The organism is Citrobacter sp. Cb080, assembly GCF_030334745.1.
GTDB classification, from domain to species: domain Bacteria; phylum Pseudomonadota; class Gammaproteobacteria; order Enterobacterales; family Enterobacteriaceae; genus Citrobacter; species Citrobacter braakii.
In genome coordinates this window covers 45591-70146 of record NZ_JAOWDG010000072.1, presented here as the reverse complement: position 1 = coordinate 70146, position 24556 = coordinate 45591, and the positions used below count along the sequence as shown (strand labels likewise).

The following is a 24556-nucleotide window of genomic DNA, read 5'->3' as shown; positions in this document are numbered from 1 at the left end:
TCCTTCTGTCAAATCGCTAAATTTTCCCGATTTATTGATCTGGCAGGAGGTTCTCCCCTGTTTCAATCCACATTATTGGGTTACTCTTTTAATTACAAACTGCGATGACAGTTGTAAGGAGACCCTGTATGGCTATGTATAAAAATATGCTGGTCGTCATCGATCCAAACCAGGACGATCAACCAGCATTACGGCGAGCTGTTTATTTGCATCAACGGATTGGTGGCAAAATTAAAGCCTTTTTGCCAATCTATGACTTTTCCTACGAGATGACTACCCTGCTGTCGCCCGATGAGCGTACGGCAATGCGTCAGGGGGTCATCAGCCAGCGAACAGCATGGATCCGTGAACAAGCAAAATACTACATCGAAGCAGGGATCCCTCTTGAAATTAAAGTGGTATGGCATAACCGTCCCTTTGAAGCCATCATCCAGGAAGTCATTAGCGCTCAGCATGACCTGGTCCTCAAAATGGCACACCAACACGACCGCCTCGAAGCCGTAATTTTCACCCCTACCGACTGGCATTTATTGCGCAAATGTCCAAGCCCGGTATGGATGGTTAAAGATCAGCCATGGCCTGAAGAGGGTAAAGCGCTGGTTGCGGTGAACCTCGCCAGTGAAGAGCCTTATCACAACGCGCTCAATGAAAAACTGGTCAAAGAGACGCTGCAACTAGCAGAACAGGTTAACCATACTGAAGTGCATCTGGTTGGCGCCTACCCTGTTACGCCAATCAATATCGCAATTGAACTACCTGAGTTTGACCCCAGCGTTTATAACGACGCGATCCGTGGACAGCATCTGCTGGCCATGAAGGCATTGCGCCAGAAATTCAGTATCGATGAGAAAGTGACGCACGTTGAAAAAGGATTGCCTGAAGAGGTCATTCCTGATTTAGCCGAGCACTTGCAGGCGGGTATTGTAGTACTGGGTACCGTCGGTCGTACCGGTATTTCTGCCGCGTTCCTTGGTAACACCGCTGAACAGGTTATCGATCACCTACGCTGCGACCTGCTGGTCATCAAGCCGGATGAATATCAGACGCCAGTTGAACTGGATGATGAAGAAGACGATTAACCACACAACTCAATGCCGGATGGCGATCTCATCCGGCATAACAAACGCTTAGTGTTGCTCTTCGCCGCCGAGGAAATAGATTCCCAGCGGGATAGCCAACAGAATCGTAAACACCATGCTGTAGACACAAATCATTGCCGATTGAATAGCGTACATTGAAGCGGTCCAGTCGGATAGCGGAATGTCATATTGTTCAATCACACCACCGATCGTCGCTCGCGTCACGACCGACGCTGCGATAATAAACACCCCAAGCAGGCACAACAAAAACTTCCGTCCCTTCGCTGTCTTCAGCTTAGCCATGATCATAGTACTGTCCTTTTGCTGATGAAAACCTTGTTACTTTGCGCTAACAATACCATGACATCAACTGACTGTCTGCTACATAAACCGCTTTCAGGGTGGATACCAGCGCTATTTCGCCGAAAATAGCGCTAATTGCATTATATATCTCCCCTATGGATTAATGATCTGACCGCCAGAACTGAGTAAAATATTCGAGGATTAGGATATCAGAAGATATTCCACTACCACGGAGCTGTTGGAAGAATCATGATCGCTGAACTGTTTATAAATAATGCGTTTAATTTGACGGTAATTCTCAGCTGCTGTGCCGCGCTGGTTCTGATGAGCGTCTGGTATCATCGTGGAGAGCGTCGCTGCAAAGGATTCATATTTCATGCCGCGCAATTTCTTGTCTATGCCATTATCATCGGGACGTTAGGCAGTATTGCTAATAACGTTATCGAAAATTACAGCCTAAAATTTATCTCCTCCAGCGTGGTCGACTTTATCTGCACCTCGTTGATTGCGCTGATCCTTACCATCAAACTTTTTCTGGTAATTAATCAGTTTGAAAAGACGCAGATTAATAAAGGCAGAGATATCACCAGCGCGAGGATCCTGTCGCGAATCATCAAGATTACCATCGTGGTTGCCATCATTTTGCTGTATGGCGAACATTTCGGTATGAGCTTATCCGGCCTGTTAACCTTCGGCGGCATCGGCGGTATCGCTGTAGGTATGGCAGGCAAAGACATTCTGAGCAACTTTTTCTCAGGGATTATGCTCTACTTCGACAGACCCTTTAGCATCGGCGACTGGATCCGCTCCCCGGACCGCAATATTGAAGGTACAGTTACGGAAATCGGCTGGCGAATGACCAAAATAAACACCTTCGATCATCGTCCGTTATATGTCCCGAACTCGATTTTCTCCTCTATCAGCGTAGAAAACCCAGGAAGGATGACGAATCGCCGCATCAAAACGGTGATCGGGTTACGATATGAAGATGCTGATAAAGTCAGTGCCGTTGTCGAGTCGGTCAGAGAAATGCTGCAAAACCATCCGGGAATAGACCAGAAACAAACCCTGCTGGTTTATTTTAATGAATTCGCCGATTCATCGCTGAATATCATGGTGTATTGCTTCACGAAAACCACCGTGTGGCAGGAATGGCTTGCGGTACAGCAGGACGTTTATTTAAAGATTATTTCGATAGTCAAGGCACACGACGCCGACTTTGCGTTCCCCAGCCAGACGCTGTATATGGATAATCCTGAAGTATCGCCATCGACACACTAACAAAAGAAAAGGCGCGGAAATCCGCGTCTTTTTTCTGCACTTATTTCAATGAGGCAATATCAATGACAAAGCAGTACCAGCGCCAGCGTTGGAATATACGGATTCAGGTCATGTAGATACGGGACTGTATCAATAATCAGCTCAAAGTGATTCACTTCGGGCATCGGATTCTTTACCTGCAGAACGCGTGCCCCGCACAGCTCAGGGGAGCAGGTTGTACTCAGTGTCGCTTACCGGTTCAAGCCACTCGTTCGATGCGCCAGCTGCCGGGATTTCCACAGCGATATGGGCAAACCAGCTATCACGCGCGGCACCGTGCCAGTGTTTCATTCCCGCCGGGATGTGTACGACATCACCAGTTTTCAGTTCGCGCGCCGGTTGATTCCACGCCTGATACCAGCCTCTGCCGCCGGTCACCAGCAAGATTTGTCCCCCTTGATGATGGATATGCCAGAAGTTACGACAGCCCGGCTCAAATGCTACGTTACCAATGACCACGCCTTCCATGGAGAGCATAGTCAGATAGCTGTCGCCAGTGAAATATTTCGCATACGCTTCATTTTTCTCTCCGCGAGGAAAGACGCTGTTACCATCAAATTGTTGACTCATAATCTCCGCGCCGGCGCTGGAGACGGTATTCCGTTGATTTTGCATTTCGACTCTCCAAAACGGTGGCAGCACGCGCCACCGATGCTGAAAACTATAAAAATTATAGAGACTCGACAGGCGGGTGATTAGAGGTGAAAAGAAGGACAACCTTATGAATCATGCTCATCAATAGTCGGTAACAGGTACAACATTTCTACTGGAGATGGCGTGAAGCCTTAGGCCACAATTTCAATCAAGTTGCCGTCAGGATCGCGTATCACCGCTTCGTAATAGCCATCACCGGTGGTGCGCGGGCCAGAAACTAATATCCCCTGTTCTTTTGCACGCATCGCCATGGCATCAACGTTTTCACTGCCGCCAACTGAAATGGCGAGATGCACCCAGCCTGAGGTGTTATTGTCGGGAGCATGTTTTGTCAGTCCAGGCTTAGTCATTAACTCAATCGCGATATCCTCACCAATTTTGACAAAATAGGATTCAAATCCAGGATTGGTTTTACTGCAGTATTTTTCGTTGATCTTTGCGTCAAAAAACGTGACCCAGAATTGAGCTTGTTGCTCAAGATCCCGTGTCCATAACGCCACATGCGCAACCTTCATAGCTAACCTCTTCTTGTTGTATCCAAACAATAGGTTCCCTAAAGGGATGTTGACATCGTGAACCATAATGCACAATTATGCTTGTTATTGCTCGATGTTTATTTCACTGGAGTATTGATGCTCGATTACGCAGCATTCCCTGAACAGCGCCAGGCGCTTATCTATCAGATCTTGCAGGAAAACGGCAGAGTCATCTGTTCCGAACTCGCCAGTAGGTTAGGCGTTTCGGAACATACAATCCGTCGCGATCTGCATGAACTGAGTAAAGATGGCGTGTGTAAAAAAGTCTATGGCGGCGCAGTCATTGCACTCCCTGAATCCGAAGACATCACCGTGCGCAAGAGTATTAATGTGGCGAAAAAGAGCAACATCGCGCAGAGATGCGCCCGGATGGTCAAATCCGGAAGCTGCATTTTTATCGACACGGGCAGTACTAATCTGGCGATGGCTGAAGCCCTACCCGCCGAGCTGGCGTTAACCGTGGTAACAAATTCCCCGGAGATTGCCGCCGTTTTACTAAAAAAACCACTGTTTGACGTCATTATGCTGGGCGGCGCGGTGCAACGATCTTCTGGAGGGTGCGTGGGTGCCACCGCTATCTCGCAGGTGCAGGGCATTTTATTCGATCAGGGATTTATTGGCGGCTGCGCGATGTCGCCTGAATCCGGCTTAACCGGATTTGATTACGCGGATTGTGAGTTCAAAAAAGCGGTGATCAAACAGTGTAATGAAACCATTGTCGCGCTGACGGCTGAAAAGATCCCGGCCGTCGCCCGTTATGTCGTTACCGAAAGTAGCAATATCGATGTAATTGTCGTCGAGGAAAATATCAGCAAAGAGTATGCCACGGCGTTTCAGGCGCACGACATTCGTATTTATACAGTGTAACCCATTCTATTGGGTGATACTTTTCCATTGCTTTCATGACCCACCTTCCCTACAGCCTTGTCTGTTCGGGAAATCGCCAATGCAACGTCCCGAACAGGCCAGCGATATCAGTGCTTCACAATATACATTGTGCGGCTATAAGCCACATCTTCAGGGTTAGTAATCGGATACCCTTTCAGCCACGGTTTAATTAAACGCCCGTTGGTGTACTGATAAATCGGCGCAATGGGGGCCTGTTCCATCAGAATGTTCTCCGCAGCGTTATAATCAGCATTGCGTGCTTTCTGCGTATTCTCCAGGGTTGCCTGGGTCAACACTTTATCGTACGCCGGATTATTAAAGCGGGAGATATTGCCCGTATGGGTTGATGTTAATAGCGACAGGAACGTAGATGGCTCATTGTAATCGCCCACCCACGAGGCGCGGATCACATCAAAATTACCGGTATTGCGGCTATCGATATAAGTTTTCCACTCCTGGTTTTGCAGTTTCACGTCAACGCCGAGATTTTTCTTCCACATAGACGCAACAGCAATAGCGATCTTCTGATGATTTTCAGAGGTGTTATACAGCAACGTCAGTTTAAGTGGTTTCTGTGGACCATAGCCCGCCGCACGCAGCAGCGTTTTCGCCTGCGCGTTCAGCTCTTCCTGACTCATTTGCTCAAACGGTGAAGGTTCCGGCACAAACCCTGCCGTTACATCCGGCGTAAAATGCCATGCGGGCTTTTCGCCGGTACCCAGAACTTTCTCCGCCATCAGGCGACGATCGATAGTCATGCTGAGCGCCAGGCGCACGCGTGAGTCGGCAGTCGGCCCCTTCTGGGTATTAAAGGCATAATAGTAAGTGCCAAGCTGCGGCGGGGTATAAACCTGGCCCGGGATGTCCTTCAACAGTTTCTGATACATGTTTTTCGGGAACGACTCGGTAATATCGATATCACCAGCAAGATAGCGCTTGGTCGCTGCCGATTCCTGGTTAATAGGCAGGAAGGTGACTTTTTGCAGCACCGTTTTGGCGTTGTCCCAATAATGCGTGTTCGGCACAACGTCCAGTTTTTCGTTCACCACGCGATCTTTGAGCACATAAGCGCCGTTACCAATTAGATTACCCGGTTTGGTCCAATCTTTACCGCTCTCAACATTAGCTTTTTGTACCGGATAGAAAGCAAAACTCGCCGTCAGATTGGCAAACCATGGCAGCGGTTTATCCAGTTGGACCTTCAATGTACGCGCATCGATCGCGCTAACGCCGAGCTTATCTGGCGAGGCTTTTCCATCAATTATCGCCTGTGCGTTGTTAATACCCGCCAGCGCAGCAAACCAGGCAAACGGCGACAGCGTTTTCGGGTCAACCAGACGCTGCCAGCTATAGACAAAATCCTGCGCCGTTACCGGCGTACCATCTGCCCATTGCGCATTGTCGCGCAGCGTAAACGTCCAGATACGGTTATCGTTGCTTTTCCACTGAGTGGCAACACCGGGCACAATCTCGCCCTTCTCATTCTGGTTGACCAGCCCTTCAAATAAATCACGAATAACCTGAATTTCAGGAAGCCCGACGGCCTTTGCCGGATCCAATGACGCCGGTTCGTCTTTGATATGACGCACCAGTTCTTGTTTTTCTGCCAGTACCGTTCCGCTGGGAACATCAGCAGCCCAGGATAATGAAATGCTGCTTACCAATAGCGCACAACAGGTTACTGAAACAGAATGCTGCATAAAATACCCTCAATTCCGGCTACTAAGTGAATGTGTAATTATTTGTATCGCCAGCAGGAAATGCAATTAACTTTCGACAAGGAAATAATATTACATCTGAAAAGATAAGTGTGTGAAAACGATTTGATTATCCATACATTTTGCACAACACTGCGAGTAACAATCCACGCATTCAGAGATGACTATGACCGTTACCCGACCCCGTGCCGAGCGCGGCGCATTCCCACCTGGAACCGAACATTACGGACGTTCATTATTAGGCGCGCCGCTAATCTGGTTTCCCGCAATGGCGGCCGATCGTGAAAGCGGTCTGATACTGGCAGGAACGCACGGCGACGAAAACGCATCGGTTGTCACCCTTTCCTGCGCATTGCGTACGCTTAATCCTTCCTTACGTCGTCACCATGTGGTGCTGGCGGTTAACCCTGACGGTTGCCAGCTCGGGCTGCGCGCAAATGCGAACGGAGTGGATCTAAACCGTAACTTTCCCACTGCCAACTGGAAAGCGGGTGAAACGGTGTATCGCTGGAACAGCAGCGCAGAAGAACGCGATGTGGTGTTGTTGACCGGCGAAAATCCGGGCTCAGAACCAGAAACCCAGGCGCTGTGCCAGCTTATTCACCGAATTCATCCTGCGTGGGTGGTCTCTTTTCACGATCCGCTGGCCTGTATTGAAGATCCCAGACGCAGCGAATTAGGCGCGTGGCTGGCGCAGTCGTTTGAATTACCCCTCGTCACCAGCGTAGGTTATGAAACGCCCGGCTCATTTGGAAGCTGGTGCGCAGACCTGAACTTACACTGTATAACCGCCGAATTTCCGCCCATCTCTTCAGATGAAGCGAGCGAGAAATACCTGCTGGCCATGTCCAATCTCCTGCGCTGGCACCCTAGAGATGAAGTTGTCCGGTCGTAAAATGCAGGGCCGGCTCCGCGTCGCTGGCAAGCCAGGTCGGGCCATCAAGATCGGCAAAGTTAACCTGCGGCGTAAGGGGTAACGCCGCGCCAATCGCCCGGGAAGTACACAACATGCAGCCCAGCATTAGCGTAAATCCCTGCTCGCGGGCTTCGGTTGCCAGCGCCAGCGCCTCCGTCAGGCCGCCTGTTTTATCCAGTTTGATATTGACCATTTCATAGCGCCCGTGCAGCGCTTTCAGGCTGCTGCGGGTGTGGCAGCTTTCATCTGCGCAGATCGGCAGCGGATGCACAAAATTTTCCAATGCGGCATCGTCCTGCGCTGGCAGCGGCTGCTCCAGCATCGCCACCCCTAAATCAGCCAGCAGCTGGCAGCGCGCCGCCAGACCTTCTGCCCGCCAGGATTCATTGGCGTCGACAATAATCGTTGCATCAGGGACTGCGGCACGAATAGCAACCATCCGCTCGCTAATCAAGCGCGCATCCAGTTTAACTTTTAGCAGTTTCGCGCCATTTTCCCACAGTGCAGCCGCACTCACCGCCATTTGTTCCGGCGTGCCAATCACCACGGTTTGCGCCGTCGTCACCACTTCCGCCAGCTCACTTCCCACCAACTCTGCCAGTGACAATTGCTGTTGACGCGCACTCAGATCCCACAACGCGCAGTCCACAGCATTACGCGCGGCTCCCGCTGGCAGCAGCTTTTGCAGCTCTTCACGCGTCAGTCCATTTTCCAGTTGTGGGGCAATGCTCATAATTTGCGCCAGCACTGAGGCATCGCTTTCACCATAGCGCGGATACGGTGTGCACTCGCCGATACCCGTGACGCCGTTTTCTGCCACTTCAACCACTACCACATGCGCTTCGGTTCTGCTCCCACGGGCAATAACAAAGGGAGTGTGCAGCGGCCAGGCTTCCTCATACACCTTAACTGTTCTCATTTGCTTTCCTTAATGCAGTCCCTGAAGCGGATATCCGCAAATAGCGTTTGCCGTGTTAACTGCTGATGGCATAAACTAGCCTCGACGTTAACTATATGTAAACAGGAAGATAACCATGTCACAAACCGTTCATTTCCAGGGCAACCCGGTTACAGTTGCCGGCTCAATTCCTCAGGCTGGAAGCAAAGCTCAGGCTTTTACCCTTGTGGCTAAAGACCTGTCTGACGTTACGCTGGGCCAGTTCGCAGGCAAGCGCAAAGTGCTGAATATTTTCCCAAGCATCGATACCGGCGTTTGTGCGGCATCGGTACGTAAGTTTAACCAACTGGCGACAGAAATCGACAATACCGTCGTACTGTGCATTTCGGCCGACCTGCCATTCGCCCATTCACGTTTTTGCGGCGCGGAAGGTCTGAGCAACGTTATCACGCTGTCCACCCTGCGCAACGCAGAATTTCTGAAAAACTACGGCGTAGAAATCGCTGAAGGCCCACTGAAAGGTCTGGCTGCACGTGCCGTGGTCGTTATTGATGAAAATGACAACGTCGTTTTCAGCCAACTGGTCAATGAAATCACCAACGAGCCAGACTACACTGCTGCGCTGGACGTACTGAAAGCTTAAACCACGTCTGCATACAAAAATGCCTCCGCAGGGAGGCATTTTCATTTACCGCGTTACTCTTCGCTTTTTTTCTGCTGGCTCAGGCCATATTCACGCAATTTGTTGGCAATCGCGGTGTGCGAAACGCCAAGGCGCTTGGCCAGTTTGCGCGTGCTGGGATAATTCATATAAAGCTGCGTCAGCACAGAGCGTTCAAAGCGGCTGGTAATTTCATCCAGCGATCCTTCCATCACCTCTTCTCCGACCGCAACCGTTGCCGCATCGTAATCCGGCAGTAAAATATCCTGCGGCCGCAGCTCATAGCCTTCAAGCTGGGTCAGCGCCCGGTAGATGGCATTTTTAAGCTGACGCACGTTGCCCGGCCAACCGTAGCGGGTTAACACCGTGCTGAGATCGGCAGACAGCTTCGGACGCGGCACGCCCTGCTCGTCGGCGAAGCGCGCCACAAACAGTTCGGTAAGCGGCATAATATCCTGCGGGCAATCGCGTAGCGGCGGCAGATTTAGCGTCAGTACATTCAGACGATAATAGAGATCTTCACGGAAAAGCCCTTTCTGCACCATTTCCACAAGGTTCTTTTGCGTCGCGCAAATCACGCGGACATCAACATGAACTTCGTGATCTTCTCCCACGCGGCGGAACGTGCCGTCATTGAGAAAACGCAGCAATTTGGTCTGCATACGCGGCGACATTTCACCAATTTCATCTAACAGAACCGAGCCGCCATTCGCCTGCTCAAAGAAGCCTTTTTTGCCTTCTGGAGCATGGCCAAACAGCTCACTTTCGACCGCATCCTCAGGAATTGACGCGCAGTTCAGCGCCAGATACGGCTTCGACGCACGCGGGCTTGCCAGGTGGCAGGCATGGGCAAAGAGATCTTTGCCGGTGCCGGTATTACCAGTAATCAGCAGCGGCGCACTCAGAGTCGCCAGCTTACGCGCCTGTTCCACTACGTGTTTCATTTTGGCGCTGACGGCAATAATCTGGCTAAACGCGCTCAGATCCTGCGTAGTCATATTTTGCAGCTGACGCCCCATCCGGATGGTGGAGCGCAGCATGACAACAGCACCGGTCAGCATCTGCTCCTGATTTTCACCCTGCAAATGGACAGGCGTAATCTCCATCAGGAAGTTCTGTCCGTTAATTACGACATGCTCGCTATGAGAATCCTGCGGATTGCTTTCGAGCCAGCGCTGGAAGTTAAACCCATTGATTAACTGGGCGGCGGTATGATTGCGCATCCGATCCTGAGTGTGCGCGAAAAGCTGGCAGCTCGCAGGGTTCGCCATCTCGATTTTGCTTTTCATATCCAGAGAAAGGACCGGTTCTGGTAACGCCTCAAGCAGCGCACTCAGCGCAAGATGTTCTCGTTCGGAAGGCATCCAGGGCACGGTACGCACATCCGTAACCCCTGAAATACGGCGGATTTCAGCCATCAGACTACTGAAGTTGGTGAACTCCAGTTCCGCAAAATTGAGGTAAATCCGCCCGATGGGGTCAATCTCGATACCGCGTAAATCAATGCTTCTCAGCACCAGTAAATCGAGCAATTCGCGGGTCAGACCAAGTCGGTCTTCACAAAAGACTTCCAAACGCATAGGAACCTTCACCTGGACAAGGGATTATGTATTAAATGATAAGACAGTATTGGGTTTGCAGGAAGAACTCTGTCAACAAATATTGACAGCTCGCTGGAAAATCAGGCGCCAGGACGTAAAGTTAAACGACTGGCGCCCAATTTTTAGCTAACTTTCGCGCGGCGATTTGTTCTTTTGTAAGGTTTCTTTCACCTGACCAATCAGTTGACGGCGAAAATCGCCCAGTCGTGGCTTATCGTCATCGATCCACGGCAGCGGTCGGCAAAGTTCCATGGCTTTAATACCCAGACGCGCCGTTAATAATCCCGCGCCAATACCCTGCGCGGCACGCGTCGATAAGCGAGCGGCTAAATCCTGCGACATCCAGTCCATTCCCACTTCCCGCACCAGCTCACTGGCCCCGGCAAAAGCGATATTTAGCAGCACCAGGCGGAACAAACGCAGGCGGCTGTAATAACCGAGTTCAATGCCATACAGCGATGCGATGCGATTAATCAGCCGCAGGTTTCGCCAGGCAATAAACGCCATATCCACCAATGCCAGCGGACTGACGGCAATCATCAGCGTGGACTCCGCCGCTGAACGGCTAATCTCACGTCGGGCCTGCGCGTCCAGCACCGGCTGCACAAGATGGGCATACAGGCTGACGACTTCGCGATCGTTCTGCGTTTCATGAATTGAGGCATACCAGCGCTGTAGTGCCGGGTGGGACTGATCGATACCCGCCTGCTGCGCCAGCTTTTCACAAAATGCACGACCTTTTCCGGTTCCATGGCTGTGGAGCAGATCTCGCGCTTCATCACGCTCATGCGCACGCTGGCGCAAACGCCATAGCCGACGCCACTCGGTCGCAACCGATCCGACACCTGCGCCGATAATCAATGCGCCAGCGGCACATCCTCCCAGCGCGACCCAGTCCTGAGTCTGCCAGGCGTTCATAGTCCATTGTACGCCCTGAGCGACAACGCTCGCGCCAAACAGCGCCAACCCGCCCATTACCATTTTGCGCCACAAACTGCGTTTGGGGCGTAGGGCCGCATCAATGACGGCCTCAGCCTGACCTTCGTCTTGCAGAGGTTCATCCACTGTCGCCGGAGAAAAAGTCTGCGCCTCTGTTTCGTTGAACATCTGCTGCGCTTTAAACGCCGCGTTTTGTTCCACGTCCAGCGGACCTGAGAAATCGATACGCGGTTTTAACGGCTCGCTCATCGCAATTTATCTCCTATTAAAAACTCCATCGCGGCATCAAGACGAATATGCGGTAAGGGTTTATCAACATCCATAACCTGCGGGCGAAACGCCTCAAACTGAAAGCCCTGGCTGTCCCAGAATGCTTGTCCAGGTAAACGCGCGGGCACTTCCCCCGGATAAACGGTTAGCGGTTCACCATCGCTCAGACGATGACCACGCAGCGCCGGGATCTTTTCGCCTTTCACATCGATCAGGCCGCTGGTGGTTGCCTGTACTGATGCCAGTCCCAGACAATCCATGCTGATACCTTCGAACGCAGCGTTTTGCCAGGCGTCCTGGATCAACTGCTGCAATAACGACACCATATTGGCGTGCTGATCGACCGTCACATGGTCGGCTTTGGTGGCGGCAAACAGCAGTTTGTCGATCACCGGGGAAAACAGCCGACGAAACAGCGTGCGCTGTCCATAATGGAAACTTTGCATCAGTTGGGTGAGCGCCAGACGCATGTCATTAAACGCCTGTGGCCCGCTGTTGAGCGGTTGCAGACAATCGACCAGCACAATCTGACGGTCAAAGCGCAGGAAGTGATTCTTATAAAATCCCTTCACGACTTTTTCACAGTAATAATTAAACCTGTCGCGCAGCATGCCTGCATTGGTGTGTTTGTCTGCCTGCGCCAGCTTCGATTCCCCCCAGGCATCAACGTCCGGCCACGGGAAGAACTGCAGCGCAGGAGCGCCCGCCATATCTCCGGGCAGAACAAAACGGCCCGGCTGAATAAAATGCAGTCCCTGCTGCTTGCACTGGTGCAGATACTCCGTCCAGGCGGCAGCGATTTCCGCCAGACGGTTTTCATCAGCAGGCGCCAGCGGATCCAACCCCTGGCATAACTGCCGCCATCTTGCCGACCATTCGCCCCGCTGTCCCTGTAATAATCCGGTCATTTGCCGCGACCAGCTGAGATAATCCTGGGCCAGCATCGGTAAATCGAGCAGCCACTCCCCCGGATAATCGACGATTTCCAGGTACAGCGTGGAGGTGTCTTTAAAGTGGCGCAGCAATGAATCATTGGATTTGTAGCGCAGCGCGAGGCGTATTTCACTCACGCCGCGCGTAGGTGTCGGCCAGGTCGGCGGTGAGCCATACAGCTGCGCCAGTCCCTCATCATAGGTAAAGCGCGGAATACCAAAATCGCGTTGTGGAACCCGTTTAACGCCGAGCAGACGCTCTTCGCGCACGCAACTGAGCAACGGCAGACGCGCACCGGCATGAATATTGAGTAACTGGTTTACCATCGCGGTGATAAACGCCGTCTTACCGCTACGGCTAAGTCCGGTGACAGCCAGGCGCAAATGACGGTCTACGCCGCGATTAACCAGCGAATTGAGTTCATTTTTAAGTCGCTTCATCGCCATCCCGTTTTGCTGAAGGAACTGAAGAAATTATAACAAACAGGAAGTAAAGATAGGGGTCAATTCTTACTTATCAACTACCTGAGCTGTAACAGGCGGCATTATTCTTACCGCCTGGAGCAGAAGGAATGCGGGCGGTTTATTGATTCTCTACTTTAGGAAGCGCTATCTGATTGATGCCACCTTCGTTGGTCACCTGCGTGTAGCCCATTTCCGTCAACATATCCTTCGCCTGCCCCGATTGACGCCCGGAGTTGCAGTACAGCTTCACAGTGTCGGTCTTATCAGGAACTTCAGCAGCGATACGCGCCTTCATCTCTTTTAATGGAATGTTGACCGCCCCCTGAATATGCTGCTGTTGATACTGTTCAGGAACGCGAACATCAATCCAGTGCTCGGCTGCAAAAACCGGCATGCCGATGACCAGTGCCAACGCTAATACGCCTTTTTTCAACATAATATCTTCCTGACTGATAGTTGGATTTAACCAACACACTATACGCCAGTTCTTAAGAAAATATTGCGACCGCATTATCACCCTCTGCACCCGTGGACGAGACTTCCTCTGGTTGCGCATACTGCGGTTAGTTTTTTGATTTTTCTGCCCGCATTCCGATATTGTTGTCATTCGCCAATTAACTCCATAATATGTTCGCCATTGACTCTCGGACGGAGCTTGGGATCTATGTCTCCTACCATTTATGATATTGCACGAGCCGCTGGCGTATCAAAATCCACGGTATCGCGCGTGCTTAATAAGCAAACCAATATCTCGCCGGAAGCGCTTGAAAAGGTGCTGCGTGCTATTGATGAGTTACAGTACCAGCCCAATAAACTTGCTCGCGCACTCACCTCTTCCGGGTTTGATGCAATAATGGTGATATCTACCCGTTCAGCAAAAACAACCGCCGGTAATCCGTTTTTCTCTGAAGTGCTGCATGCTATTACTGCCAAGGCTGAAGAGGTCGGTTTTGATGTCATATTACAGACGTCGCGAAGCACTGAAGATGATTTACAAAAATGTGAGAGCAAAATTAAGCAGAAATTGATCAAAGGTATCATTATGCTGAGTTCTCCCGCCGATGAATCTTTTTTTGCAAGGCTGGATAAATACAACGTACCGGTCGTGGTTATTGGAAAGGTTGAAGGCGACTACGCCAATGTCTATTCTGTAGACACAGATAATTATCGCGACAGCATTACGCTAACTGATGCGCTGATTGAGAGTGGACACCGTAATATAGCCTGTTTGCACGCGCCGCTTGATGTTCATGTTTCTATCGATCGCGTTAACGGATATAAAGCCAGCCTTCAGGCGCATAATATTAAAATGCGCGATGAATGGATTGTTGACGGGGGCTATACCCATGAAACAGCCCTGCTCGCTTCACGAAAATTACTGAGTCAGCAGCCGTTACCCGACGCCGTATTTGCCACCGACAGCTTGAAATTAATGAGCTTATATCGCGTGGCGGCTGAGAAAAATATAACCATCCCACAACAACTTGCCGTTGTGGGCTACAGTAATGAGCTGTTGTCTTTTATGCTCACGCCCGTTCCTGGGGGAATTGATGTGCCTACCCAGCAGTTGGGTGAACAAAGCTGTAATTTATTATTTAACTTGATTGCGGGCGAGAAAGGATTACAAAATATCACGGTGAGCACACAAATATCGCTGGCCGACTCACTGGTGTAAAAACTGGGGCATAAATGCCCCAGTATATTTTAGAATGCGTAGTTCACGCCTATACCAGCATAATGGAATCTGTCGCTTTCGCCTTCGTCGTGATCTTCCCACTCATAGGCATACTCCAGTGACATTGATAAACCATTCTGGAAATCATATGCATACAGTAAACCGAGACGATTGAAATTATGGCCTTCACGTTCCGGATCATCTCGCCAGTCCCAGTTTGACCAGCGATCAAGCCCCAGACGGGTATACGGCGTCAGGGTGGTATTGCCTAAAGACAACGGTAAATATGCACGAATTTCCTGGGTTGAGAACTCACCATTATTGCGCGAATCAGCCAGATTAAAGCCGCGCTCAAGGTAATAGTTGACCGTTAAGCCCACCGTTTCGTTAAACCTGTAATTCAGACCGGTCTCGCTTTCGACACGACTATCGGAGTAGCCAGTAGTATTCAAATCATTAACGAATTGATACATCGACAGCCAACCGCTAAAGCGCAGGTCGTCGGTCAGTTTAACATCCCAGTCCGGCTGAACTTTCCAGCGCTGCATATTAGCGGTGTCGTTTCCTGGTTCATTGACATAGTGATAACCGTAATTACGGAAGCCACCGGTCAAACCGAAATTAACATCCTCACTTTCCAGAAATTGATAGCGAATTTCCAGTTCCGGACGATCAAACCAGGTACCACGCTTACCTTCGCTGTAATCAACCGGTCCTTCCTGATAATAGGCCAGCGATATTTTCCATGGCCCATTAGATGCGTTGAAATAGACGGACGGCTCAGCCAGTCCATCCATATCTTCGCCCTGACCTTCAACGTTTTCTATTTCGTACATAGCACCAATATTAAAGTGCCAGTCATTATTTTCAGCAGCCTGCGCGCAGGCCATTCCTGCGCTCATAATCAGCGCAGTAGCGGACAGTAGGGTTTTCATTATTATTCCTTGTTAAAATACTCGCAAAAATGCCCCAAGGCTTGGGGGGGATTTATCCCCCCGGAATTTTATTGAATAGCCACTTCGGTTTCAGCATCAAAGAAATGGCATTTCGCCATATAAAAATGAATAGTGATATTTTCTCCTGCATGATAATCATTCACTGCCCCAGCACGGACCACCAACTCATGCCCCCCAACAATGGTATAAAGCATAAATTCAGCGCCGGTTAATTCTGCAACGCTAATTTTTGCCGATATACTATTTTCATTATTAAGCTGCGGGTGTATATCTTCAGGACGAATTCCCAGAGTGACCGCCTGATGTTCATAACCCTGCGCTTTTAATTGTGCTAATTTATTTTGTGGAATCGTTAATTTCAGTGTTTCAGTAACAAACTTATCACCATCAATCGCGCCACGAATAAAGTTCATGGCCGGTGAGCCAATAAATCCGGCGACAAACATATTAGCCGGGTGGTTATAAACCGTTTTCGGCGCACCAACCTGCTGAACAATGCCATCCTTCATAATCACAATACGCGTCGCCATAGTCATGGCTTCGGTTTGATCGTGGGTAACATAGATCATGGTGGTATTGAGTTTCTGATGCAGTTTGCTAATTTCAGCCCGCATCTGAACGCGAAGTTTGGCATCGAGATTCGATAAGGGTTCATCCATCAGGAAGACCCCCGCTTCACGTACAATCGCACGCCCCAGCGCCACACGCTGACGCTGACCACCGGATAACGCGCCGGGTTTACGCTGCAGATAATCGCGCAGACCAAGGATCTGCGCCGCCCAGTTGACGCGCTCCTCAATCACAGCAGGCGCAATTTTCTGCATTTTCAGGCCAAACGCCATGTTGTCATAGACGGTCATGTGTGGGTACAACGCGTAGTTCTGAAAAACCATCGCAATGTTGCGTGATTTCGCCGGCACATCGTTCATCCGTTTACCGTCAATCAGCAAATCGCCGCCGCTGATCTCCTCCAGACCGGCGATCATGCGTAACGTAGTTGACTTCCCGCAGCCGGAAGGTCCAACAAAAACAATAAACTCTTTATCTTCAATTTCCAGATTGAAGTCTTTAACGACGTGTACTTGGTTGTCGTAAATTTTTTGAATGTGTTGCAACGAAAGCTGTGCCATGTTGAATCCTTTACTTGTCGTGTTGCCAGAAAGCCGATAAGCACGGCCACGTCAGAAATTCGGTTGCCGGAAGCAGCAAGTCTGCCCCATTCAGCCCTTTACCGATGCCGACAGAAAGCATGCCGCAGGCGTTGATTGCATCAATTCCCGCTTGTGCATCTTCTATGCCAATACATTGTTGCGGGTCAACGCCAAGACCCGCGCAGGCTGCCAGGAAAATTTCCGGATCCGGTTTCGAGCGGGTGAGCAATGCCGCATCCGCACAAAAATCAAAGCAAGAGCTAAGATTAAGCGCTTGTAAAATAGCCGGGGCATTGCGCGACACAGAGGCCAACCCCACCGGAATCCGTTCTTCCCGCAACGTCATCAACAGCTCACGTATTCCCGGTAATACCGAGTTAACCGTCAGCTGGCGCAAAGAATGGACATACAGTCTGTTTTTTCTCTCGGCCAATTGTGCGCAGGCCTCGGAAGAAAACACCCCCGCCTTCCCACCATGGTGCAAAATACGCTGTAGTGATTCGCCGCGACTAATCCCTTTCAGGCTGTCATTAAATGCTTCGTCGATCACAATCTCTATTTCATCGGCTACCTGCCGCCAGGCCAGAAAATGTAGATGCGCGGTATCGGTAATCACGCCATCCAAATCAAAAATGATGGCCTGTGGTTTGAGTATCATTCATCGCCCCTTTCTGTGGTAGCGGTCCCATAAGTGGGCGAAATAATGGCGTCATTGCGGATTACGGTTTCCCCCTGCACGGAGACCTTTTCACCATTGACCCAAAGGACAATCTGCTCAGTGCTGTTAATACGGATTTCAGCCGCATTAATGATTACCTGCATATCGATGCCCTGCCAGCGCAGCGGGAAAGACAGCGTTTGCCAATGAGCCGGTAAGGCAGGAGCAAGGTGTAACTCTCCGCGGCGAATATTCACGCCAGCAAATCCCTGGATTGCGCCCAGCCAGATGGCGCCCGTTGCCGCAGCATGAATGCCGTCATCGCAGCTATGTGGGTCCTCCCCGAGATCGATAAGCGATCCTTCACGCCAGAACCGATAGCCCTGAGCCGGATCACCGCAACGCGCTGCCACAATCCCGTGGATCGCTTTACTCAACGAGGAGTCATGAATTGTGCGCGGCTCGTAAAAGCGCAGGTTTGCCAGACAGGTTTGCGGGCAAAATTGCTCCGGTAACATGTAGGTCAGCATCACCACATCGGCCTGTTTGAGAATTTGCATCTCATTGACTTCTGCACGGGAGTAGTCGAGCAAAATCGTCTGCTTGCCCGCTTTGGCTTTGTACTGCGACAGATCGATAGCCGGTTTGCTCAGGAAGGTATCGTCCTGAGGTAGCACGCCATCGGGCTGAACTTCCGGTCGCCAGAGATGCTGTAAAAAATACTCTGCGCGGTGAATAAACGTCTCATCACCGCAGCCCAACCGACGGGCAAAACCCAGCGCCTGTTCCACGTTGTACCAGGCCATGTAGTTGGTGAACGCGTTGTTGTTCACATGCTCAGTGTATTCATCCGGGCCAATCACATCGTGGATCTCTAAACGATCATTAACCATGACCGCCCTGCTGATCCAGAACTTCGCCGTTTCCAGCAGCAACGTCATTCCCTCACGGGACATGAAGTTTAGATCCCCTGAGGCATGCCAGTAATTGATTACCGCCCAGGCAATATCCGCCACGAGGTGATGTTCAGCCTGCGCAGAGGCCACTTTCTGACGCAGTCCGGTACGGATGTTGATCGCCGCAAATTCAGGCGTTTCCTCATCACCGCTGCGAGCGCTTTCCCACGGGAAAAGCGCTCCCTGCCAACCGTTACGGCGAGCTTTCTCACGCGCCCCCGACAGATTATGCCAGCGGTAACGCAACAAACTTCTCGCGGTTTTCGGCTCGGTAAAGAGATGAAACGGTAACAGAAAGACCTCGGTATCCCAGAATATGTGGCCTTTATACCCTTCCCCCGTCAGACCTTTGGCCGCAATACTGCTGCGCTCATCGTGGTCAGGAGTCATCACACGCAGATGATAGAGCGCATAGTCCAGCGCTCGCTGATCGCTGGCATCAGTGCTGGTGACCTGAACGCGACGATTTTGCCACCAGGCATGCCAGTTAGCAGCCGACTCAGCAAGCAGAACGTCATAGCCTTGCTGCGCGCATACTTCCAGGTTGCGCAGCGACTGGCGTCCCCAGGTCTCAAGCGACAGGCTGCGTTCACTCGCCCAGTCTACCCAGCTAATTTTTGTCAGCGTGACGCGCTGTCCGGCTTTCGCCTGCACGCTGTTGTGTTGTAACAGCCGACGTTCTTTCGCGGTGAAGCAGCGCTGCGCTGCACCGTCTACATCGCAATACGTGGTGATAGCGATATCATTGCGGTTGTCCTGGGTGGTGTAAATCCCTTGCATAAGATGCTGGCCAAAGACCCGGACCTGCGTTTCATCCAAATGCTGACGACCATGATTGGTCATCGTAGCGTCAATTCCGGTCGAGATACCAATGCTGGCATCGCCATCCAGTGGCGTGACGACAACTTCCATCGCAAACAGCGGCAGTTTTTGTGCCGAGACAAATCGCCGGCTCTCAATGGCAAAACGCGCTCCGCCAGACGCACGCCAGGTAAGCGCACGGCGTAATTCCCCACTGGCAAAATCCAGTTCACGTTGCCAGCTTTCGATAACGCCGCTGGTGAGCGAGAAAATCTCACCATTGAGTGAAATCTCCACCCCCACCACATCAGGCAGATTAACCAGTTCATTAATCTCGCCTTTCCCTGCCCGGTGATACAGTCCAGCAAGGTACATGCCGCGAGTTTGTAAGGTGTAGGCTTCCTCGTGGCTGGCGCGAATCCCCATATAACCGTTACCGGTCGTCATGAGGGACGCATATTTATTCAGGTTGTGTGGGCAAAAAGCCGGTTCAGTTAGCATTACTGGCCTCGTCATAAGTCTACGTAGGTCCCTGTTTCAGCCGATTGATACAGTGCGGCAACCAGTTGTTGAATAACGACGCCTTGCTCTGCGTCGGCAATAGTGACAGGCTCGCCCTGGACATGATTCACAAAAGCTTCCATGCTGCGATAATGACGATTGTCATCGGCCATTTCGCGCTGAAGCAGTACGTCAAGCGTACCCTCACGATCGGTATAAACCTGGGCCGGGAATAACGTCGCCCCTGCCAGATCGCCGCAGAAATTAACGTTCATAATCGATTGTTCCGGGATATTCAGCGCAAAAGAGGTTTCCAGTCGCAGGATACCGCCGTTATGAAATTCAATCGTCCCGAACAGAGAATCCTCCACGGTATACGTCTCGGGATCCCATTTCCCAAACTGGCCGCTGTTTTTACGCGTGCCAATGCGTTGATAACTGTGTGCGTTAACGCGCTTTACTGCCGGAAACCCCAGCACATACATGGCGGCATCAAGCATATGGATGCCGAGATCAATCAGCGGCCCGCCGCCCTGCAGTTCTTTGTTGGTAAATACCCCCCAGCCGGGCACGCCGCAGCGGCGCAAAGCGCGGACATTGGTGACATAGATTTCACCCAGCACGCCGGCCATCACCTGCTCACGAAGCAGCTGCGTATCCAGTGCGAAACGATGATGAAAATCATAAGCCAGAACTTTCCCCATTCGACGCGCCGTGTTACACATTTCCAGCGCCTCGGCTGGCGTCATCGCCGGAGGTTTCTCACACATCACATGGCATCCGGCGTTCAGCGCCAACATGGTGTGTTCATAATGAAAACGATTGGGTGAACAGATGCTGACGATATCTGGCTTAGCCTCGCGTAGCATCGTCTGAGGATCGTCCCAAACCTGCGGATTGCCGTATTTCTCTGCCAACGCCTGCGCCTGTGACAGGCGGCTGTCACAGACAGCCACCAGTTCCAGATCGTTGCGGGTGCAGTAGTACGAAGCATGAACTTTATCCGCCACCTGCCCGGCGCCGATAATGGCGATGCGTAGCGGAGAGCTTGTCAGTGCACTTTTCACAGAAATCCTCTTAGCAGGTACGCAGCCAGGCCAGTGACTGACGGTACGCTTCCGGCAGGTTCTCTGCCCGTACACGCCCTTCGTACACGACGTAACCCTGATAATTATCTTCACGCAACTGATCAAACAGCGCAGTGAAATCCAGCGTACCGCTCCCCGGCTGATAACGATGGTTATCCGCAATATGGACGTGTCCCAGCAGATCGCGATTGTCATGCAGCGCCTGAGCCATATCGTCTTCTTCGATATTCATATGGTAAAAATCACCAATGATTTGCACATGCTTCAGGTTGTTTTCCACGATATAGCGACGGGCATCCGCCAGGGTGTTGATCATATGATCCTGATAGCGATTGAGCGGTTCCAGATACACCACCGTCCCCGTACGCTCGGCAACTTTATCGAGATAAATCAATGAATCACTTACTGCTTTACGATCACCCGCCAGGCTGCGCGGAGAGGTCATCGGCGGTAAGCGGAAGGTAAACATGCCCCATGCAGCGGGTACAATAATGCCCTGCCCACCGACTTCGGCCAGCGCTTCGAGAATGCGGGTAATCTGCTGTAAGCCATTCAAACGACGCTCTTCGATAAAATCACCGATCCAACCGTCATATCCTCCACAGGCGGTGGTGACGGGCAGGCCTGTTTCTTTGATTGCCGCTTTCACTTCTGCCAGGTTGTTAACCAGCAGCTTGCCGTCAATTTCAAAACCGTCAAACCCCATCTCTTTGATGTAACGGAATTTCTCGAGAATATTTTCCGGAAAAAAAGCCTGGTTCTGTGTTCCAATTTTCATCTTCTGCATTCCTTAATTAAAACGTCACGCCCATTTTGATGCTCTTTTCCGGATGGCGATCGACATACTGCATATAGCTTTCCGGGCTGCTGGCAAATGTCACTACCGGGTCAATAAGTTCTTCACAGTTCAGGTAACCGTTCATCAACAGTTCCCAACAGGTCTCCTCAATACGCTTGCGGCTCCAGCGCGGATAATCCGGATTTGGCTCACTGCAGGCACGGGAGAAGACAATTTTGGCGTTGTTGAAGTGCGCTTCACGCCCCAGGTTGAAGCCTTCAGCAAAAGGTTTCGCGAAAGCGACATAGGAGATGGTTCCACCATAGGCCAGACCACGTAACGCCGATTGCAACGCATCCGCATAGCCGCTGGTTTCGATAATCACATCCGCGCCCTGCTTGCCGGTCAGCTTCTTAATTTCCATGCCGACATCGGTGCCAATAGGATTCAGACAGAAATCCGCGCCATGACGACGCGCGATATCGCAACGATGGGCAATCGGATCCACGCCAATGACCACCGAGGCTCCCGCTTTCTTAGCCAGTTGGACGGCAATCTGGCCAATCGCCCCTAAGCCGACGATGACAACAAAGTCGCCGACACGCACATTGGCGTCGCGCACGCCACTCATGGCGAACTGTGCCGGGTCATAGCACACGGCATTTTTCCACGAACTACCTTCCGGCATTTTGCGCAGTTTGTAGTTGTTTACCGCATTAAAGAAAACCGTTTCTGCCAGTGGGCCGTAGCCGCAAACTGAATCGCCAACGGCGTATTCGGTCACATCGCTGCCACACTCAATAACATCGCCCACCACCATGTTGCCAAGCTGGAACTTGCCGAATTCAATCCCGCGCGGCGCCCCTTCCGGACGCGGCATGAACATTTGCCATTCGCCGTTAAAATCTTCGTCAATAAACGGACTGGCAGCGCGAAAATCGACCACTTCCGTGCCATGTTTCGGCGCACCAAAGCGAACGCGAACTTTCACTTCATTGGCGGATACAGCTCTGTCTTCATATTCCACCAACGCCGCAACACGCGGTTCTGTGGCAACTAACTTCTTCATTTACAACTCCTTAATTAAACTGGCCGCTTAGCCTTTCACGCCGCCTGCGGTCAAACCACTTTTAATAAAACGTTCGGAAAGCGCATACATAATGACGACCGGCAATGCGGTGACTAACGATGCCGCCATCATGCGTCCCCAGATATAGTCAGGCGTACTGAACAGCGCGTTCAGACCGACCGGTAAGGTAAAATTGCTGGCGCTGGAGAGGAAAATCGAGGCAAACAGATAGTCATTCCACGCCACCATAAAGCAGTACACAAAGACCGAAACCAGACCGGACATCGCCAACGGCACGGTAATGCGAAAGATGATCTGCAGACGGTTCAATCCATCCATCATCGCGGCTTCTTCTATCTCATCCGGAATGGTGTCGAAGTAGCTTTTCAGCATGAACACCGCGGTCGGCAGCGTCTGGGTGACCATGGTGATAATCAACGCCATTTCGGTGTCATAGATGCCAAGTGCCGTAATGATTTTGAATAGCGGCACCACCAGCAGGATCCCCGAAAACATGTACACCGTGTAAAAGCTGGCATTGATGGTCATTCGCCCCTTAAAACGCAGGCGGGAAAGCGCATACGCTCCGAGCACGCCGAGAAACACCGCCACCACCGAAGAAGTGACCGATACCACCAGGCTATTACGGAAGTAGTCAACAAACGGGAAAATCATCGGGTTGAAGATGTCGATGTAATGTTCCAGCGTCCATTGCTGCGGTAACAGCGTCGGATGCAGCGAGATCGCCTCTTTGGCGCTTTTAAATGAGGTCATCAGCATCACAAAAAATGGGAATAGCGTGATGCCCAGGAAGACAATTAATCCACAGTAAAAGCCGATGCGGCCAAGTGTGCGCTTATTTGTTGCCATTGAGGTTCACCCGTTTTCTGGTCAGCAGGATAACAGCGAAAATAATGACGAAGAGGACGACAGAAATAGCGGCCGCTTTGCCTAAGTCGTTAAATGCAAACGCTGTTTTATAGAGATAGACCCCGAGAATATCGACTTTAGTGGTCAGCAGATAAACATCGGCGAACATGTAAAACATCCAGATCGTGCGCAGCGTGACCACGGTTGCCAGCACCGGCATAATCGCTGGCAGCGTGACGATACGAAACCGTTGCCAGGCATTCGCGCCGTCCATTTCTGCCGCCTCATACAACGATTTATCAATCGTCTGTAAAATCGCCAGAAACGAGATAAAGGCATACGGGAAGTAGCGCCAGATGGCGAACAGCACGACCAGCGCGAAGCTGCTGCCGGGATTGTCGAACCACAGCGGTGCCTGATCGTAGAGATGCAACAGATCCACACCGAGGTAGTTCACAATGCCGTAGCCGTTGTTGAACATGTATTTCCAGGCAAACACCAGCGAAATTGATGGCGTCACGTAAGAGAGGATGACCAGTGAGCGCGCCGTTTTCCGCAGACGAAACTCACGGTTAAAAAACATCGCCACGCCCAGCCCCAGTACCGTGCTTCCTGCCACAACCAGCGCGGTATACCAGACCGTCATCCACAGCGAATGCCAAAATCCGGGATCGGATAAGATACGGATATAGTTGCTCAGCCCGACAAACGTAGACTCAATTTGCGGATTCAGCGGCAGTCGCATAAAGCTGATTTCGATGTTAGATATCATCGGCCACGCCACTAAACCGCCCAGTAACAGCAAGCTGGGCGCCAACAGCAGCATGGCGAATGGCATATCAGATCGACCTGAAAAGAACTTATTCATCACGG

General features: G+C 51.2%; 24 protein-coding genes. 6 read left to right on the top strand and 18 right to left on the bottom strand.

Going from position 1 to position 24556, the window contains the following annotated elements:
* Positions 1 to 128 precede the first annotated feature (128 nt).
* On the top strand, positions 129 to 1079 hold the full coding sequence (uspE, locus tag OGV38_RS15190) for a universal stress protein UspE (RefSeq protein ID WP_016153204.1): 951 nt from the start codon (positions 129 to 131) through the stop codon (positions 1077 to 1079).
* Positions 1080 to 1127: 48 nt separating this feature from the next.
* Here the strand turns inward: uspE and OGV38_RS15185 are convergent, their stop codons facing one another.
* Entirely contained in the window at positions 1128 to 1388 is a 261-nt protein-coding gene (locus tag OGV38_RS15185; RefSeq protein WP_003020403.1) for a DUF2534 family protein, read from the bottom strand.
* A 243-nt stretch (positions 1389 to 1631) separates the two neighbouring features.
* On the opposite strand from OGV38_RS15185, the gene OGV38_RS15180 reads away from it, so the two are divergent.
* The gene (locus OGV38_RS15180; protein WP_016153205.1) at positions 1632 to 2663 is read left to right on the top strand and encodes a mechanosensitive ion channel family protein; all 1032 of its coding nucleotides are present in this window, start codon (positions 1632 to 1634) and stop codon (positions 2661 to 2663) included.
* A 201-nt stretch (positions 2664 to 2864) separates the two neighbouring features.
* Here OGV38_RS15180 and OGV38_RS15175 read toward each other — a convergent pair whose 3' ends face one another.
* Together OGV38_RS15175 and OGV38_RS15170 are read right to left on the bottom strand one after the other, a co-directional pair.
* Positions 2865 to 3272 (bottom strand): cupin domain-containing protein, encoded by a 408-nt coding sequence (locus tag OGV38_RS15175; protein WP_029139554.1) that lies wholly within the window; start codon positions 3270 to 3272, stop codon positions 2865 to 2867.
* A gap of 215 nt (positions 3273 to 3487) precedes the next feature.
* Positions 3488 to 3871, bottom strand: coding sequence for a VOC family protein (locus tag OGV38_RS15170; protein WP_047358107.1), 384 nt, complete (start codon positions 3869 to 3871; stop codon positions 3488 to 3490).
* 117 nt (positions 3872 to 3988) lie between these two features.
* Between OGV38_RS15170 and OGV38_RS15165 the strand changes: the two genes are divergently transcribed.
* Positions 3989 to 4759 (top strand): DeoR/GlpR family DNA-binding transcription regulator, encoded by a 771-nt coding sequence (locus OGV38_RS15165; protein ID WP_065554831.1) that lies wholly within the window; start codon positions 3989 to 3991, stop codon positions 4757 to 4759.
* A gap of 107 nt (positions 4760 to 4866) precedes the next feature.
* On the opposite strand, the gene mppA is transcribed toward OGV38_RS15165, so the two are convergent.
* Positions 4867 to 6480 carry a murein tripeptide ABC transporter substrate-binding protein MppA gene (gene mppA, locus OGV38_RS15160; protein WP_016153209.1) on the bottom strand — a complete coding sequence of 538 codons (1614 nt, stop codon included), beginning with the start codon at positions 6478 to 6480 and terminating at the stop codon, positions 4867 to 4869.
* Positions 6481 to 6664: 184 nt separating this feature from the next.
* Here mppA and mpaA point away from each other — a divergent pair, with 184 nt between their 5' ends.
* Positions 6665 to 7393 (top strand): murein tripeptide amidase MpaA, encoded by a 729-nt coding sequence (mpaA, locus tag OGV38_RS15155; RefSeq protein WP_286473863.1) that lies wholly within the window; start codon positions 6665 to 6667, stop codon positions 7391 to 7393.
* On the opposite strand, the gene ycjG is transcribed toward mpaA, so the two are convergent.
* Positions 7368 to 8333: an L-Ala-D/L-Glu epimerase gene (gene ycjG / locus OGV38_RS15150; protein WP_047417302.1), complete on the bottom strand. Its 966-nt coding sequence runs from the start codon at positions 8331 to 8333 to the stop codon at positions 7368 to 7370. The genes mpaA and ycjG overlap by 26 nt on opposite strands.
* 115 nt (positions 8334 to 8448) lie before the next feature.
* On the opposite strand from ycjG, the gene tpx reads away from it, so the two are divergent.
* Positions 8449 to 8955, top strand: coding sequence for a thiol peroxidase (gene tpx / locus OGV38_RS15145; protein WP_016153212.1), 507 nt, complete (start codon positions 8449 to 8451; stop codon positions 8953 to 8955).
* 53 nt (positions 8956 to 9008) lie between these two features.
* Here the strand turns inward: tpx and tyrR are convergent, their stop codons facing one another.
* The 4 genes from tyrR to pspE form a co-directional block, all read right to left on the bottom strand.
* A complete protein-coding gene (gene tyrR / locus OGV38_RS15140) occupies positions 9009 to 10553 on the bottom strand; it encodes a transcriptional regulator TyrR (protein WP_016153213.1) in 1545 nt (514 codons plus the stop codon).
* Between the two features lie 147 nt (positions 10554 to 10700).
* Positions 10701 to 11762, bottom strand: coding sequence for a YcjF family protein (locus tag OGV38_RS15135; RefSeq protein WP_016153214.1), 1062 nt, complete (start codon positions 11760 to 11762; stop codon positions 10701 to 10703).
* On the bottom strand, positions 11759 to 13156 hold the full coding sequence (locus OGV38_RS15130) for a YcjX family GTP-binding protein (protein ID WP_016153215.1): 1398 nt from the start codon (positions 13154 to 13156) through the stop codon (positions 11759 to 11761). The genes OGV38_RS15135 and OGV38_RS15130 overlap by 4 nt, the downstream gene beginning before the upstream one ends.
* Positions 13157 to 13298: 142 nt before the next feature.
* Positions 13299 to 13616 (bottom strand): thiosulfate sulfurtransferase PspE, encoded by a 318-nt coding sequence (pspE, locus tag OGV38_RS15125; RefSeq protein WP_016153216.1) that lies wholly within the window; start codon positions 13614 to 13616, stop codon positions 13299 to 13301.
* Between the two features lie 228 nt (positions 13617 to 13844).
* Here pspE and OGV38_RS15120 point away from each other — a divergent pair, with 228 nt between their 5' ends.
* A complete protein-coding gene (locus tag OGV38_RS15120; protein ID WP_016153217.1) occupies positions 13845 to 14855 on the top strand; it encodes a LacI family DNA-binding transcriptional regulator in 1011 nt (336 codons plus the stop codon).
* Between the two features lie 29 nt (positions 14856 to 14884).
* Here the strand turns inward: OGV38_RS15120 and OGV38_RS15115 are convergent, their stop codons facing one another.
* The 9 genes from OGV38_RS15115 to OGV38_RS15075 form a co-directional block, all read right to left on the bottom strand.
* Positions 14885 to 15790, bottom strand: coding sequence for an OmpG family monomeric porin (locus OGV38_RS15115; protein ID WP_016156630.1), 906 nt, complete (start codon positions 15788 to 15790; stop codon positions 14885 to 14887).
* A 68-nt stretch (positions 15791 to 15858) separates the two neighbouring features.
* Entirely contained in the window at positions 15859 to 16941 is a 1083-nt protein-coding gene (locus tag OGV38_RS15110; RefSeq protein WP_286473850.1) for an ABC transporter ATP-binding protein, read from the bottom strand.
* Between the two features lie 10 nt (positions 16942 to 16951).
* Positions 16952 to 17620, bottom strand: a complete 669-nt coding sequence (gene pgmB, locus OGV38_RS15105; protein WP_181500349.1) for a beta-phosphoglucomutase — start codon at positions 17618 to 17620, stop codon at positions 16952 to 16954.
* A complete protein-coding gene (locus OGV38_RS15100; RefSeq protein WP_149381899.1) occupies positions 17617 to 19893 on the bottom strand; it encodes a glycoside hydrolase family 65 protein in 2277 nt (758 codons plus the stop codon). The genes pgmB and OGV38_RS15100 overlap by 4 nt, the downstream gene beginning before the upstream one ends.
* Entirely contained in the window at positions 19890 to 20945 is a 1056-nt protein-coding gene (ycjS, locus tag OGV38_RS15095; RefSeq protein ID WP_016156633.1) for a D-glucoside 3-dehydrogenase, read from the bottom strand. The genes OGV38_RS15100 and ycjS overlap by 4 nt, the downstream gene beginning before the upstream one ends.
* Before the next feature lie 10 nt (positions 20946 to 20955).
* Positions 20956 to 21744: a 3-dehydro-D-guloside 4-epimerase gene (ycjR, locus tag OGV38_RS15090; RefSeq protein WP_016156634.1), complete on the bottom strand. Its 789-nt coding sequence runs from the start codon at positions 21742 to 21744 to the stop codon at positions 20956 to 20958.
* Positions 21745 to 21760: 16 nt separating this feature from the next.
* Positions 21761 to 22813: a D-guloside 3-dehydrogenase gene (gene ycjQ, locus OGV38_RS15085; RefSeq protein WP_016153224.1), complete on the bottom strand. Its 1053-nt coding sequence runs from the start codon at positions 22811 to 22813 to the stop codon at positions 21761 to 21763.
* Positions 22814 to 22840: 27 nt separating this feature from the next.
* Positions 22841 to 23683 (bottom strand): carbohydrate ABC transporter permease, encoded by an 843-nt coding sequence (locus OGV38_RS15080; protein WP_003020474.1) that lies wholly within the window; start codon positions 23681 to 23683, stop codon positions 22841 to 22843.
* A complete protein-coding gene (locus OGV38_RS15075; protein ID WP_003840754.1) occupies positions 23670 to 24551 on the bottom strand; it encodes a carbohydrate ABC transporter permease in 882 nt (293 codons plus the stop codon). The genes OGV38_RS15080 and OGV38_RS15075 overlap by 14 nt, the downstream gene beginning before the upstream one ends.
* Positions 24552 to 24556 lie beyond the last annotated feature (5 nt).

What these genes read in the sequence shown, in the direction of transcription:
- mppA (WP_016153209.1), bottom strand. Translation starts at nt 6,480, where the DNA reads ATGCAGCATTCTGTTTCAGTAACCTGTTGTGCGCTATTGGTAAGCAGC.
- OGV38_RS15115 (WP_016156630.1), bottom strand. Translation starts at nt 15,790, where the DNA reads ATGAAAACCCTACTGTCCGCTACTGCGCTGATTATGAGCGCAGGAATG.
- OGV38_RS15100 (WP_149381899.1), bottom strand. Translation starts at nt 19,893, where the DNA reads ATGACGAGGCCAGTAATGCTAACTGAACCGGCTTTTTGCCCACACAAC.
- OGV38_RS15110 (WP_286473850.1), bottom strand. Translation starts at nt 16,941, where the DNA reads ATGGCACAGCTTTCGTTGCAACACATTCAAAAAATTTACGACAACCAA.
- tpx (WP_016153212.1), top strand. Translation starts at nt 8,449, where the DNA reads ATGTCACAAACCGTTCATTTCCAGGGCAACCCGGTTACAGTTGCCGGC.
- tyrR (WP_016153213.1), bottom strand. Translation starts at nt 10,553, where the DNA reads ATGCGTTTGGAAGTCTTTTGTGAAGACCGACTTGGTCTGACCCGCGAA.
- mpaA (WP_286473863.1), top strand. Translation starts at nt 6,665, where the DNA reads ATGACCGTTACCCGACCCCGTGCCGAGCGCGGCGCATTCCCACCTGGA.
- pspE (WP_016153216.1), bottom strand. Translation starts at nt 13,616, where the DNA reads ATGTTGAAAAAAGGCGTATTAGCGTTGGCACTGGTCATCGGCATGCCG.
- ycjG (WP_047417302.1), bottom strand. Translation starts at nt 8,333, where the DNA reads ATGAGAACAGTTAAGGTGTATGAGGAAGCCTGGCCGCTGCACACTCCC.
- OGV38_RS15165 (WP_065554831.1), top strand. Translation starts at nt 3,989, where the DNA reads ATGCTCGATTACGCAGCATTCCCTGAACAGCGCCAGGCGCTTATCTAT.
- OGV38_RS15075 (WP_003840754.1), bottom strand. Translation starts at nt 24,551, where the DNA reads ATGAATAAGTTCTTTTCAGGTCGATCTGATATGCCATTCGCCATGCTG.
- OGV38_RS15185 (WP_003020403.1), bottom strand. Translation starts at nt 1,388, where the DNA reads ATGATCATGGCTAAGCTGAAGACAGCGAAGGGACGGAAGTTTTTGTTG.
- ycjQ (WP_016153224.1), bottom strand. Translation starts at nt 22,813, where the DNA reads ATGAAGAAGTTAGTTGCCACAGAACCGCGTGTTGCGGCGTTGGTGGAA.
- OGV38_RS15120 (WP_016153217.1), top strand. Translation starts at nt 13,845, where the DNA reads ATGTCTCCTACCATTTATGATATTGCACGAGCCGCTGGCGTATCAAAA.
- uspE (WP_016153204.1), top strand. Translation starts at nt 129, where the DNA reads ATGGCTATGTATAAAAATATGCTGGTCGTCATCGATCCAAACCAGGAC.
- ycjR (WP_016156634.1), bottom strand. Translation starts at nt 21,744, where the DNA reads ATGAAAATTGGAACACAGAACCAGGCTTTTTTTCCGGAAAATATTCTC.
- OGV38_RS15180 (WP_016153205.1), top strand. Translation starts at nt 1,632, where the DNA reads ATGATCGCTGAACTGTTTATAAATAATGCGTTTAATTTGACGGTAATT.
- OGV38_RS15135 (WP_016153214.1), bottom strand. Translation starts at nt 11,762, where the DNA reads ATGAGCGAGCCGTTAAAACCGCGTATCGATTTCTCAGGTCCGCTGGAC.
- OGV38_RS15130 (WP_016153215.1), bottom strand. Translation starts at nt 13,156, where the DNA reads ATGAAGCGACTTAAAAATGAACTCAATTCGCTGGTTAATCGCGGCGTA.
- pgmB (WP_181500349.1), bottom strand. Translation starts at nt 17,620, where the DNA reads ATGATACTCAAACCACAGGCCATCATTTTTGATTTGGATGGCGTGATT.
- OGV38_RS15175 (WP_029139554.1), bottom strand. Translation starts at nt 3,272, where the DNA reads ATGAGTCAACAATTTGATGGTAACAGCGTCTTTCCTCGCGGAGAGAAA.
- OGV38_RS15080 (WP_003020474.1), bottom strand. Translation starts at nt 23,683, where the DNA reads ATGGCAACAAATAAGCGCACACTTGGCCGCATCGGCTTTTACTGTGGA.
- OGV38_RS15170 (WP_047358107.1), bottom strand. Translation starts at nt 3,871, where the DNA reads ATGAAGGTTGCGCATGTGGCGTTATGGACACGGGATCTTGAGCAACAA.